This is a genomic window from Rhodovarius crocodyli (genome assembly GCF_004005855.1).
In the GTDB taxonomy this organism is placed as follows: domain Bacteria; phylum Pseudomonadota; class Alphaproteobacteria; order Acetobacterales; family Acetobacteraceae; genus Rhodovarius; species Rhodovarius crocodyli.
This window is the reverse complement of record NZ_SACL01000005.1, coordinates 176,786-189,375: the sequence shown is the minus strand read 5'-3', so window position 1 is coordinate 189,375 and position 12,590 is coordinate 176,786. Positions and strand designations below refer to the sequence as shown.

Sequence of the window (12,590 nt, the reverse complement as noted above, 5' to 3'; positions counted from 1 at the left end):
TCAGTGTGGGATGCTGGCTGGTGGGGCCAGCATCACAGGCTGAACCTTTCGCCCAGGTAAACCCGGCGCACGCCCTCGTCGGCCACGATGTCCTGCGGCGTGCCTTCCATCAGCAGCTTGCCGTCATGCATGATGTAGGCGCGGTCGATGATCTCCAGCGTCTCACGCACATTGTGGTCCGTGATCAGCACGCCGATGCCGCGATTCTTCAGGTGCTTCACCAGGTCGCGGATCTCGGCCACCGCGATGGGGTCGATGCCCGCCAGCGGCTCGTCCAGCAGGATATAGGAAGGGTGGGTGGCCAGCGCGCGCGCGATCTCGCAGCGCCGGCGCTCACCGCCCGACAGGGCCAGGGCCGGGGCGCGGCGCAGGTGGCCGATGCCGAATTCGGCCAGCAGGTTGTCCAGCATCTGCTCGCGCCGGTCGCGCTGGGGTTCCACCACCTCCAGCGCGGAGCGGATGTTGTCCTCGACCGACAGGCCGCGGAAAATGCTGGCTTCCTGCGGCAGATAGCCCATGCCCAGCCGCGCGCGGCGATACATGGGCAGGCGCGTCACGTCATGGCCGTCCATGGTCACCATGCCCTCATCGGGCTGCACCAGGCCGGTGATCATGTAGAAGGTGGTGGTCTTGCCGGCACCGTTGGGGCCGAGCAGGCCCACGGCCTCGCCCCGCTTCAGGTGCAGCGACACGCCGCGCACGACCGGGCGCTTGCGATACCGCTTGCCGAGGCCGGTGGCGACGAGGCCGCCTTCGCCGGGGATGGCAGCTAGCGCGTTCATCGGGTGCTCCTGGGGGCGGCGGAAGGTGCCGGGGCCAGCGGGTTGGTCCCGCCGGCGCCGCCCTGCTGCGGCTGAATGGTGCCGCGCACGCGCTGGCCGCTCTGGCCGATCAGTCGCGAAACGCCGGTGTTGAGGTTGGTGATGGCTTCCTCGCCGTTCACCTGGTTGTCGCCGCGCGTGATCCGCACATTGCCCAGGATGCGCGCGAGGCCCGTCGAGGCCTGGTAGACGCCGCGATCGCCCCGCACCACTTCGGTCTCGGTGCGGATCTCGACATTGCCGAACAGCTCCACGCGGTCGATGCGGCCGGCGCCGGGCGGGGGTGCCGCGGCACCCGGCTGGGCCGGCTGGCCGGGCCGGGCTGCTGCGGGGCGGGCGGGCTGCGGCGTGCCGTCCGGCTCCAGATAGGCGACCAGCGTGTCGGCGCCGATATGGCGGCCGTCCTGGGTGATCACCACGGCATTGCCGCGCGCCACCGCCAGCCGCCGCTGGGACCAGTATTCCAGGCTGTCGCGGCTGGTGATGCGCTGCTGCGGGGTGGTCAGCGTCAGCTCCCGCCCCGTCAGCACCAGCACGGCCTGGTCGATGTCATAGACGGCGCGGTCGCCGGTGGCGGTGTCGGTCTCGGTGAAGATGCGGACATTGCCTTCCGCCTCCAGCCGCCAGATCTCATTGCCGCCCGAAAGCGGGCTGTCGGCCGGGCTGCCGGCCGCGGGCGCGGGCGCCGGGGTGCCCGATTGCGGGCGGTAGCGGGCCAGCAGGCGCGCGGCATCCACCGTCACGCCGTCACGGATGGCGCGGGCGTTGCCGCGCGCCACCACCACGCGCTGTTCCTGGCGCCATTCGATGCCGTCGGTGGCCGTCACGTCGACAGGGCCCCCGCGTGAGAGGTCGATGTTCTGCGCCAGGGCGGGCGTGGCCAGAAGGCCCAGGCAGAGCGCGATCGGAAGACGGTTCATCGCTGGGTCCCCTCCAGCACGGCATGGGCGCGGCCGGTGAACACCACGACGGCACCGCGCTCCTGGATCTCGAAGCCCTCGGAGTTGATGATGCCGAAGGGGCCCTGGGCGGCCGTCGGGCGGTCGCCCTGTGCGGTGCCGGCGGTCAGGTCCACATGGGCCGTGTCGCTGCGAAACAGCGTGCCGTTGTCGTGGTACACGGTCACATCCCCCGCCAGGTCCAGCATGTTGCGCCCACGGTCATACACGCCGTCGCGCGATTCCAGCAGGATCCAGGCGCCGTCATTCAGGGTGATATCGGCGCGGGGCGCGGTCAGGTTGATGACTTCCTGCCCGGGGTCGAGCCGTCCATCGGCCTGCTGGGCCAGGGTGGCTGTCACGGTATAGGGGCGGTTCAGGTCGTCGCGGCCCTGATAGAGCGGGCTGGTGACCTGCAGGGCGGCGGGCGCGACGCCCGCGCTGCGCCGGAAGGAGAGGCGGCCGTCCTTGCCCTCGATATCCTGCCAGAACAGGATCAGCGCGATCAGCAGCAGCGCCGCGCCCGGCAGCAGGTATTTCACCGCCTGCACGAAGCTGTGCCGCCGCGCCATGGAGCGCGCGCTGGGCGCCACCCGCGCGCGGGAGGGGGTGAGCATCGCCCCGCGCCGTGGGGCGATCGGGGTGATGTTCGCGCCGAGCCCCGGTTCGCGCCGAGAGCCGCTCACGCAACCCCCGTCCGCAGCAGGTCATGGATGTGCAGGATGCCGCGCGGCACGCCTTGGCCGTCCACCACGAACAGGGTGGTCACGCTGCGCTCGTTCATGATGCGCAGCGCCTCGGCCGCCAGGGTGTGGGGCGCGATGGACAGGGGGCGGCGGGTCATCACTTCCTCGGCCCGGCGGGCGAGCAGGTCGCCGCCCTGCTTCATGGCGCGGCGCAGGTCGCCGTCGGTGATGATGCCGACCAGCCGGCCGTCCTGCTGGATGCCCAGGCAGCCGAAGCGGCCGGCCGTCATGGCCACCAGCGCGGTATCCATGCCCGTCTCGGGCGCGGCCAGGGGCATTTCGGCATGCATCAGCTGTTCCACGCGCATCAGCTGCGCGCCCAGCTTGCCGCCGGGGTGGAACACGCGGAAATCGGCGGCGCCGAAGCCGCGCCGCGTCAGCAGCGCGACCGACAGCGCATCGCCCAGCGCCAGTTGCATGGTGGTGCTGGTGGTCGGCGCCAGGCCCATCGGGCAGGCCTCGGGCACGGCGGGCAGCACCAGCGCCACATCGGCATCACGCGCCAGCGAGGAGCCGGCCCGCCCCGTGATGCCCACCAGCGGAATGCCGAAGCGGCGCGAATAGGCGATCAGGTCCGACAGCTCCGCCGTCTCGCCGCTGTTGGAGAGCGCGAGCACCACATCCCCGCGCTGGATCATGCCGAGGTCCCCGTGGCTTGCCTCACCGGGATGCACGAAGAAGGCGGGCGTGCCGGTGCTGGCCATGGTGGCCGCGATCTTGCGCCCCACATGGCCGGACTTGCCCATGCCGGAGACGATGACGCGCCCGGTGCATCCCGCGAGCGTCTCGACGGCCTGGTCGAACTCCACGCCGATGGCTGCCGCAAGGGTCTGCAGCGCCTCTGCTTCGGCCTGGAGCACCTGCCTGGCGACGGCGAGGTAGGAGGAGGGGGGTACTGACTGGTCCACGCGCATCCTATGAGGGGTGGCGCGGCCCAGGGTCAACCGCCCCTACACTCTGAAACATTCAAGAATCGTGCCAGGGCACGGAAACGCTACAATGCCAGCGTTTCCGCGCAATTTTCGGACTCACGCGCACGCCTTTGTGAGGCGGCGTTCACAGCGCGCCCAGTTGCTCCCGCAGTTTCTGGTCGAAATGCGCCGGCGCGTAGATCTCCCGCACCAGGGCCTGGCCGCGCTGCGCGCGTTCCGCCGCGCGGTCGCGCTGGTGCAGCACCGCCAGCATCTGGACGGCCACATGGTCGATCTTCACATCGGCCCATTGGGTGCGGATGTCGAAGGGAAGCTCACCCGGCTGCACGTCGCGCAGCTTGAAATCCAGCAGCCAGCTGTTGTCCGGGTTGCAGAAATCCATGTTGCCGGAATAGCCGGTGGCGATCAGCGGGCGGGCGTAATAATGGGCTTGGGCGCAGAGCAGGCCGAAAGCCTCCGACCGGTGCGCCGAGACGATCGCATCGGCATGGCGCACGAAGGACAGGGCGCGCTCGTCGGAGCCGCGTTCCTCCAGCAGGATGATGCGCGGGTCGCGCGCCGCGGCCTGCTGGATCAGCGACCATTCGCCATAGGGGTCGGACAGCTCGTCCACCCCGCCATCGGGCATGCGCAGCACCAGCGCCACGGGCTCCGTCCCGTTCGGGAAGGCTTGGATGAAGCCGGAGATGGCGGCGGACGGGTTCTTGCGCCGCAGCCCGGCCGCCGGGTTGAAGGCCGAGAAGAACACGAAGGTCGAGGCGCGGTCCGGCAGAAGCTCCGGGTAAGGGTCGGGCAGGTTCTCGGGCAGGGAGAGCGGCACGCCCAGCGTGGCCAGCGGCCGGTTGCTGGTGCGGGCGAAAGCCTGACGGACGAAGTCCGTCGGCGCCCACAGCGCGTCCACCTCCTTCAGGCCGGCGGCCTGGGTGGGCGGCACATCGGCGAAGGCCCAGGGGAAGGCACCCACCCGATTGCGCGCCGTGACGCCGGAGAAGGTCTGGCTGCGCAGCAGGTCGCGCATGGCGTCCGCCCCGCAGAAGAACAGGCTGATGGGCTTGTCGAACCCCTCGGCGGGCGCCTGGGCTTCCCGCTGATGGCCGGGCTGCCAGGGCAGCAGCCTGCCGGAGGGGGTGACGATCAGCGGCTGCGCCTCATCCGCGTCGAAGATGCGGGTGGCGACACCGAGCCGCCCCAGCGCCTCCGCACTCAGCCGCAGCGCCTGGCCCATGCCCAGCGCATGGCGCTGGCCGATCAGATACACGGGCTGGCGGCGCTGCTGCGCCCGGCGCGCGCTGCCCTGGTCCAGCAGCGGCATCAGCGCCGGGCATTGCTCGGCGACCAGGGCCTCCACCTTCTCGACCTGGGAGAGCAGGGTCTGCTCGGCCGCCACGGCATCCGCCGCGTCCTCCACCTCGGCCGCCATCGCGGCCAGCAGGGTGAACAGCGACATGAAGCGGCCGCCGAAGGCCACGCGCTGCGCCCAGAAGGAAATGGCGTCGTCGCCCAGCAGCGACAGGCGGCGGTGGTCGGTCCAGCTTTCGAGCACGAGCGAGAGCTGGAAGGCCAGCCGGTCCGCCGCGTCGTGCAGGGAGCCGCCCTGGCCGGGATGCCGGGCCTGATGCTGCTCCCAGGCCTCCGCGACATAGCGGTTGGCGGGGGCGATGGCATCGGCCACCACCAACCGCTGCCAGTAGCGGCGGTGATCGTGGGGCAGGGCCTCCGCCGGCAGCGGGTGCGGCAGCACGATGTCGAACAGCCACCAGTGGCGCAGCGCATCCGGCGAGGAAAAGGCACGCGCCATGGCCGCGCCCGACTGGGTCGCCAGCGCATCGAGCATTGCGGAGGTCAGCGGCAGGCGCAGGTGGTTGTGCTCGACGCGGGAGCGCTGGAAATAGTCGGCATCCGCGAGTTCGAAGGCGGGCCAGGGTTCCTGGGCCAGCAGGGCCGCCAGCAGCTGGCGCGGCTGGGCGCCGGCCACGGTGCCCGCGCCGAAGGAGCCGGGCATGCCCGCGGCCTGTTGGCGCAGGCCGGCGGTCACGGCCTCGGCCGGGGCGGCAGTGCGGCGTCGGGGGGCGGATGCCGGCAGCAGACCCTCGCTGGCCAGGAGGCCGCGCCGCAGCGATTCGCCGATGTGATGGCGCTGCTCTGCCGCCTGGATGGTGCCCAGCAGTTCCAGGTCGCCGCTGGTGCTGAGCGCGCGTTGCAGAAGCCCCGCCCCGAGCGGCGAGCCGAGCAGCGGCCGGGCCATCGCCAGGTCGATGCGCAGGGCGTTCCAGTCCAGGTCGCAGAACCAGAACTCGCCTTCCTGCACCAGGTCGATCCAGAGGGTGGCGAGGGGCGCGCCGTGCGCATCCGCGATGGCCGCCGCATCGGCGGTGAAGGCGAAGCGGTCAGGCGCGTCGGTCGAGATGAGCTGGATGCGCCCCTCAGCGAAGCGGGGGCCCACCATGTCGGCGCCGGCCAGCGTCAGGAACCAGCCGAGCCGGATCGTCGGCGGCAGGGGCAGGAGGCGCGGCGATACCTGGACATGACCATAGACACGCCCTGCGGCCGGATGGCTGACGCGCGGCACGCTGTGCGACAGTAGAGACCATCGCCGCTCGCGCTCGCCAGTCAGGGGCGTCTCGCTCATTACCACTCCCAAAGAAGCGGTTCCTCGCTGGAACCTGCGATGACAATGTTATCGGAGATGCCGGGTTATCGCACCGCAGCAGATGATTTCCTGAACGAAAAAAATGCAGAGAGCATCAAATAGATTAAGGATATCACAATATTGTTACGCCGGGCGTTGTGCAAGGCTGCAGCCGATATCTGAGGCCTTTCCCAACTCCCGATAACGTTGCGGAACTCAACTGAACCCCGCCCCTCATATCGGGCTTCGGAACGAACCCGCCTAGAAACATGCAGTTCAATTCTTTGCGTGGGAAACTGTTTGCCGCGCCCCTGCCGTGACGGAGAAATAAGCCCCGCCGGTTGCAAGAGGGACGCTTCCGCGCGGGCTGCGCCGCGCGTATCCATGGCGTTGATGTCCGAGGCAGCGCCCAAAGATCCCCGTCTGACCGCCATCATCGTGGCGAGCGCGCTGTTCATGCAGAACCTGGACAGCGCGGCCGTGACGACGGCGCTGCCCTCCATGGCGCGGGACCTGGGGGAGGAGCCGGCGCGGCTGGGCGTGGCCATCACCAGCTACCTGGTGGCGCTGACGGTGTTCATCCCGGTCTCGGGCTGGGTGGCGGACAAGTTCGGGCCCAAGCGCGTGTTCATGTTCGCCATCGCGCTGTTCGCCGCTTCCTCGGCCATGTGCGGCCTGGCGGACGGGCTGACCTGGCTGGTCGTGGCCCGCGTGGTGCAGGGGCTGGCCGGCGCCATGATGGTGCCCGTGGGCCGTCTGCTGCTGCTGCGCGGCCTGCGCAAGGACCAGATGCTGACCGCCATGGCCTGGCTGACCATGCCCGCCATGCTGGGCCCCATCACCGGGCCGATGCTGGGCGGCGTGCTGACGGACCTCGCGGGGTGGCGCAGCGTGTTCTGGATCAACGTGCCGGTGGGCGTGCTGGGCCTGCTGATGGTGGCCTGGAAAATTCCGGCCATGCAGGTGGAGGACCCGGGGCCCCCCGACGCGCGCGGCCTGCTGCTGGTGGGCGGCGCGCTGACGCTGTTCATGATCGGGCTGGAGACGATCGGGCGCCATGTGCTGCCCACCGCCTGGCCGGAGGTCGCGCTGGTGCTGGGCATCATCACCGGCGGCTTCGCCATCCGCCACTGCAGGCGGGCGGCGCGCCCGGCGCTGGACCTGACCCTGCTGAAGGTGCCGAGCTTTCATGCCGCGCTGTTCGCGGGTTCGCTGTTCCGCATCGGCGCGGGCGCCAGCCCCTTCCTGGTGCCGGTGCTGCTGCAGGTGGGTTTCGGCTGGGCGGCGTCGGAGGCGGGCTTCGTCAGCTTCGCGACCGCGCTCGGCGCCCTGATGATGAAGCCGCTGGCCCGGCCCATCCTGCGCGCGGTGGGCTTCCGGGGCACGGTCGTCTGGGGCGGGCTGGCGGCCGCGGTCACGCTCGCGGGCTCGGCCATGTTCACGCCCAGCTGGCCGATCTGGGCGATGTTCATCTGGCTGGCGCTGTCGGGCCTGGCCCGCAGCCTGCAATTCACCTCCCTGAACACGCTGGCCTTCGCGGATTTGCCGCAGAACCGGCTATCGGCCGGCACGGGCTTCATGGGCATGGCCCAGCAGATGGCGCCGGCGCTCGGCACCGTGCTGGCCACCACCACGCTGGAGATCAGCGCCTGGGCCCATGGCCGGCATGATCTCGCGGTGCAGGACTTCTCGGTGGGCTTCCTGGTGGCGGGGCTGGTCAGTGCCCTGTCAGCGCCGTTCTACGCCAGGCTGCCGGCCGATATCGGCCATGAGGTCAGCGGCCAGCGCCGGAAGAGCTAGCACCCTCCGCGATCACTTCCCGCACGGCCCTGGCCAGCAGGGCGGCGGCGCTGCGCAGCCGGTGGGTGTCGAAGCCCGAATAGCCCAGCACCAGCCCCGATCGCGCGGGCGTGCCCAGGTAATGCGGGCTGACGGCCTTCACCACCACCCCATGCCTCAGCGCCGCCTGCGCCACCCGCACGTCATCCACCGGCACCTTGAAATGCAGCGTCAGCTGGATGCCGCATTCGGGCATCTCCAGCTCCACCACATCGCCCAGATGGCGGATCATCGCCTCCACCACCGTATCGCGCGCGGCGCGGTAGCGCTGGCGCATGCGCTGGATGTGGCTGGTCAGGAAGCCGCGCTTCATGAAGCTGGTGACCAGCGCCTGCTGCAGCGTGGGCGGGTTGCGGTCCGCCAGGAAGCGCGCGCCGCGAAAGGCCGGGATCAATGCCGGGGGCACCACCGCGAAGCCGATCCGCACCCCGGGGAACAGCATCTTGCTGAGGGTGCCGACATAGATGACCGCCTCGCCCCCCTCCAGCCCCTGCAGCGAGGCCAGCGGCCGGCCGACATAGCGGAACTCGCTGTCGTAATCGTCCTCGATGATCCAGCTGCCGGTGGCCTTGGCCCAGGCCAGCAGCTCCAGCCGCCGTTGCAGGCTCATCACCGCGCCGGTCGGGTATTGGTGAGAGGGGGTGATGTAGGCGGCGCGTGCCTCCGGGGCCAGGCGCAGCCCGGCCTCGACCACCATCCCCTCGCGGTCCACCGGCACGGGGATCAGGCTGGCACCCGCCGCCGCCAATGCCTCACGCGTCGCCAGATAGCCCGGGTCCTCCACCCAGACCGCGTCGCCCGGGTTCAGCAGCACCCGGATGGACAGGTCGATGGCCTGCTGCGCGCCGGACAGGATCAGAATCTGCTCCGGCTCGCAGCGGACCGCCCGCGCCGCGCGCAGGTATTTCGCCACTTCCTCACGCAGGGCGAGGTCGCCGGAGGGGTCGGCATAGCTCAGGTTGGAGGGGTCGAAGCCCTGCATCAGCTCCATGCCGGTGCGCCGCCAGGCCTGGATGGACAAGGCATCGACCGAGCAGCAGCCGGCCGCGAAAGGCAGGCCGGGCGGAACGGGCAGGGCGGTCGCCAGGGCCTCGCAGCGCTGGCCCACGCGGGACAGCTGCGGTGGCGGCGCGGGCTGCGCCGGGGCGGGCGGCGCGCCGGGCGCCAGCAGGTCGGGCGCCGCGTCCTCGGCCACGAAAGTGCCTGATCCGGCACGGCCTGTGACGAAACCCTCGGCCAGCAGCTGCTCATAGGCGCTGAGGACGGAGGTGCGGGAGACCCCGAGCCTTTCGGCCAGCAGCCGGGTGGAGGGCAGGCGGCTGCCCGCGGCCAGGCGGCGGGCCAGGATGGCATCGCGGAAGCCCAGGTAGATCTGCTGGAACAGCGGCTGCTCCGAGCCATGCTCCACCGCCAGGTCCAGCAGTGCCGACCAGTGGTCCCGGCCGCGCGCCGGCGGTGGGGCGGAGAAATCCAGCATGCCCATAGCCAAGCAAATTCAATGCCACCTTGGCCGGCGTCCGGCCGCAAGGCAGGATGAGCGAAACGGGGAGCTCAAGAATGCGCATACTCATCACCGGGGCCGCGGGTTTTCTGGGGCGGCGTCTGGTCGCGGCCCTGCTGGCCAGGGGGTATCAGGCCGACAAGCTGTTCCTGGCCGACCGAGTGGAGTTCACCCCGCCCCCCGGCACCACCGCCCTGGTGGGAGAGCTGGCGGACCCCGCCTATCTGGACATCCTGGCCGGGCTGGGCTGCGACAGCGTGTTCCATCTGGCCGCGACCCTGACGCTGGAGGCAGAGCGCGACCCGGCCGCCGCCTGGGCGGGGCATGTGGCGCCGGTGCAGCGGCTGGTGCGGGCCAGCAACCGCCCGCGCATCGTCTTCGCCAGCTCTATCGCCGTGTTCGGCGGCGACCTGCCGGACCCGGTGCAGGACGATCTGCGCCAGACGCCCACCACCAGCTACGGCACCCAGAAGGCCATCGTGGAACTGCTGCTGGCAGACCACAGCCGCCGCCGCGAGATCGACGGCCGCGCCCTGCGCCTGCCCATCGTGCTGACGCGCCCCGGTGCCTCGCTGCCCGTGGTGTCCGACCAGGTAGCCGCCATCATCCGCGAGCCCCTGGCCGGACGGGAGGTGGATTGCCCGCTCTCGCCCGAGACGCGCATTCCCGTGGCCTCGGTGGGGGCCGTGGTGCGGGCGCTGCTGGCGCTCTATGACCTGCCGGAGGCGGAGTTGCCGCCGGGCCGCGCCATGAACCTGCCGGCGCTGACCGTCAGCATCGCTGAGATGATCGCGGCCCTGGGCGACGCCGGGCGGCTGGTGCGCATGGTGCCGGACCCGGTGACGCAGAAGGTGGTGGATGGCTGGCCGAAGCGCTTCGTCTCGGCCCACGCCAGCGCGCTGGGGATCGGGGCGGATGCAGACCTGGCGGCACTGATCGCGGATTATACGGGCGCGCGGTGACGTTCCTTTTCTGTAGAAAAAGAACGAGCATTATTTTAGCGCAGCAGCGTGATCCACAGCGGCAGCGTCACCACCGCCAGCATATGCTCGATGGTGGTGATTGCCGCCATCAGCGGGGCGTCGCCCCCCATGGCGCGCGCCATGACATAGCTGGTGGCCGCGGTGGGCAGCGCCATGAACAGCACGGCGGTGGCGGTCGCCAGCGGATCCAGCCCGAGTGCCAGGCACAGCGCATAGGTGATGGCCGGCACCACCAGCAGCTTCAGCGTGGTGGTGACCAACTGCAGCGACAGCCTGTCGCGCAGGGCGCCGAGGGAAAGCGCCGCCCCCACCGCCAGCAGGCCGAGCGCGATGGTCGCCTGGCCCAGGCTGCGCACCAGCGGCTTCACACCGGGCGGCAGCCCGCCCAGCCCCGCGATGACGAAGCCCAGGATGCAGGCCACGATCAGCGGGTTCAGGAAGATCTGGCGCAGCAGCAGCAGGGGCTTCAGCCGGCCCGGGCGGCCGAGCGCGAAGGCCACGGTCGTCATCAGCTGCACGAAAGGCACGATCAGCCCGGTGGCCACGGCGCCCAGCGTGACGCCCGGCGCGCCCATGATGGCGCCCGCAATGGCGAAGCCGATCAGGTTGTTGAAGCGGATGCCGCCCTGCAGCACGCTGGTCATGGCGGGATGATCCTGCCGCCAGGCGCGCGCGATCATGACCGACAGCACGGTGCCCAGGCCCAGGCCGATCCAGATCGCGGCCAGCATGCCCAGGATGGGCACCTCGCCCATCTTCACCTCGCTGATCGCACCCACCAGCAGGCTGGGCAGCAGCACCCAGAAGATGAGCCGCTCCATGCCCGCCCAGATCGTGTCGTCCGGCAGCAGGCGGCGCTTCAGGAAGGCACCGAGCACCAGCAGGCCGAAAGCGGGCACGAAGGCGTCGAGATAGGCGGCGAACACCGCTCAGGCCCCGGCTTCGGCGGGCAGCGCCGAGCGGGGCATCAAGGCACCGGCGGGGCTGGCGCGGCGGCGGGCCTGGCCCGCCAGGTCGCGCAGGCAGGCGGTTTCGGTGCGCTGGGCCAGGCTGCCGGCGCGCGCCTGCACATGGGCGGCGCGCAGCCCCTCGGCCGTCGGGTAGAACAGGATATCGAGCTGGCAGGCGGAGCCGGTGTAGAGCCAGATCGCGACCGGGCCTTCCATGCGGCGCAGCTCGGGCTCACCCAGCCATTCCATCACGCGTTCCGGGCTGCTGCCCATCATCGCGCCGGCATGGGTGGGCACGGCGCCCACGGGCAGCGCCACCGTCCGGGCCTCCGGCCAGCGGCTGCTGGCCTCACGCGCGGAAACCTCGGCGCTGCGCAGCACGGGTGTGGCGCGGCGCGGCGCGGGCTGAGAGGGAGGGGCTTCGGGCGCCTGGCCGAGTGCGACCAGGCTGGCGCGGGTGCTGGTCAACGCCTCACGCGTTGCATCACCCGCGTCGGAACCCGCGGCGCAGGCCGCGGGCAACAGGGCCACCAGCAAGTGGGCTGGTATCAGGCGGGCCATCCAGCGCGGCGTCACGGCGCGAACCCCTAGCGGGAGAAGTGTAGAAGAAACCCCGCCCCGAAGGACGGGGGTACTGGATACTCAGACCTGGGGAGCGGGGCGGGGGGCCGCCGGGCCGTCGGTCAGCATTTCCATGCGGCCCATCAGCTGCCCGCCATCCTCGACCGACAGGCGCTTGCAGCGCGCCACGCCGTTCACCTTGCCGGTGGCGCGGATGATCAGGTTGCCGCGCGCGGTGATGGTGCCGTCGAACAGGCCCGCGATCTCCGCGTCCTCGACCTGCACTTCGCCGCGGAACACGCCGGTCTGGCCGACGGACAGCTCGGCGGCCTGCAGCATCTCGCTCTCGACCGTGCCCTCGACGACCAGGCGCTCACAGTCGGACACCGTGCCCTGGACGCTGATGCCCTTGCCGACCGTCAGGGTGCGGCGGTCGCTCTGCGAGGCGGGCAGGCCGCCCTGGTTCGGGCGGGCCGGAACGCCCACGCCGGGCGTCGGCAGGCCCGGGCGCCCGGCCGGCGCGTTCGGGGCAGGGGCGGCGGTGGGACGGATCGACTGGCTCAATGCGGGGGCTTCCTTGGCAGGGCTGGGCGCCGGGGCTGCGGGGCGGAGGTTGGCGGCGGTCAGGTCGGCATCGCGCGCCGCTGGCACGGTCACGGGTGCCTCGGGGGCAGCGGGAGTGTCTTCCTT

11 protein-coding genes are annotated in these 12,590 nt (G+C 71.0%); 2 read left to right on the top strand and 9 right to left on the bottom strand.

Annotated features, from left to right (window positions below; all coding sequences use genetic code 11):
- Positions 1–32: 32 nt before the first annotated feature.
- From lptB to EOD42_RS15735, 5 genes are all read right to left on the bottom strand, one after another.
- Positions 33–782, bottom strand: a complete 750-nt coding sequence (lptB, locus tag EOD42_RS15755) for an LPS export ABC transporter ATP-binding protein (RefSeq protein WP_127788513.1) — start codon at positions 780–782, stop codon at positions 33–35.
- On the bottom strand, positions 779–1,741 hold the full coding sequence (locus tag EOD42_RS15750; RefSeq protein ID WP_127788512.1) for an LptA/OstA family protein: 963 nt from the start codon (positions 1,739–1,741) through the stop codon (positions 779–781). Before EOD42_RS15750 ends, lptB begins: the two co-directional genes overlap by 4 nt.
- Positions 1,738–2,376 carry an LPS export ABC transporter periplasmic protein LptC gene (gene lptC / locus EOD42_RS15745; RefSeq protein ID WP_164867962.1) on the bottom strand — a complete coding sequence of 213 codons (639 nt, stop codon included), beginning with the start codon at positions 2,374–2,376 and terminating at the stop codon, positions 1,738–1,740. Before lptC ends, EOD42_RS15750 begins: the two co-directional genes overlap by 4 nt.
- Before the next feature lie 65 nt (positions 2,377–2,441).
- Complete coding sequence (locus EOD42_RS15740; RefSeq protein ID WP_127788510.1) at positions 2,442–3,419, bottom strand: KpsF/GutQ family sugar-phosphate isomerase; 978 nt, start codon at positions 3,417–3,419, stop codon at positions 2,442–2,444.
- A gap of 142 nt (positions 3,420–3,561) precedes the next feature.
- Positions 3,562–6,066, bottom strand: a complete 2,505-nt coding sequence (locus EOD42_RS15735; RefSeq protein ID WP_127788509.1) for a glycosyltransferase — start codon at positions 6,064–6,066, stop codon at positions 3,562–3,564.
- A gap of 393 nt (positions 6,067–6,459) precedes the next feature.
- On the opposite strand from EOD42_RS15735, the gene EOD42_RS15730 reads away from it, so the two are divergent.
- The gene (locus tag EOD42_RS15730) at positions 6,460–7,866 is read left to right on the top strand and encodes an MFS transporter (RefSeq protein WP_127788508.1); all 1,407 of its coding nucleotides are present in this window, start codon (positions 6,460–6,462) and stop codon (positions 7,864–7,866) included.
- Here the strand turns inward: EOD42_RS15730 and pdxR are convergent.
- On the bottom strand, positions 7,841–9,382 hold the full coding sequence (gene pdxR, locus EOD42_RS15725) for a MocR-like pyridoxine biosynthesis transcription factor PdxR (protein ID WP_127788507.1): 1,542 nt from the start codon (positions 9,380–9,382) through the stop codon (positions 7,841–7,843). The genes EOD42_RS15730 and pdxR overlap by 26 nt on opposite strands.
- A gap of 80 nt (positions 9,383–9,462) precedes the next feature.
- Between pdxR and EOD42_RS15720 the strand changes: the two genes are divergently transcribed.
- The gene (locus tag EOD42_RS15720) at positions 9,463–10,368 is read left to right on the top strand and encodes an NAD-dependent epimerase/dehydratase family protein (RefSeq protein ID WP_164867961.1); all 906 of its coding nucleotides are present in this window, start codon (positions 9,463–9,465) and stop codon (positions 10,366–10,368) included.
- Between the two features lie 35 nt (positions 10,369–10,403).
- Here EOD42_RS15720 and EOD42_RS15715 read toward each other — a convergent pair whose 3' ends face one another.
- From EOD42_RS15715 to EOD42_RS15705, 3 genes are all read right to left on the bottom strand, one after another.
- Complete coding sequence (locus tag EOD42_RS15715) at positions 10,404–11,315, bottom strand: AEC family transporter (protein WP_127788505.1); 912 nt, start codon at positions 11,313–11,315, stop codon at positions 10,404–10,406.
- 3 nt (positions 11,316–11,318) lie between these two features.
- On the bottom strand, positions 11,319–11,870 hold the full coding sequence (locus EOD42_RS15710) for a hypothetical protein (protein WP_127788504.1): 552 nt from the start codon (positions 11,868–11,870) through the stop codon (positions 11,319–11,321).
- 111 nt (positions 11,871–11,981) lie between these two features.
- The gene (locus EOD42_RS15705; protein ID WP_240655178.1) at positions 11,982–12,557 is read right to left on the bottom strand and encodes a bactofilin family protein; all 576 of its coding nucleotides are present in this window, start codon (positions 12,555–12,557) and stop codon (positions 11,982–11,984) included.
- Positions 12,558–12,590 lie beyond the last annotated feature (33 nt).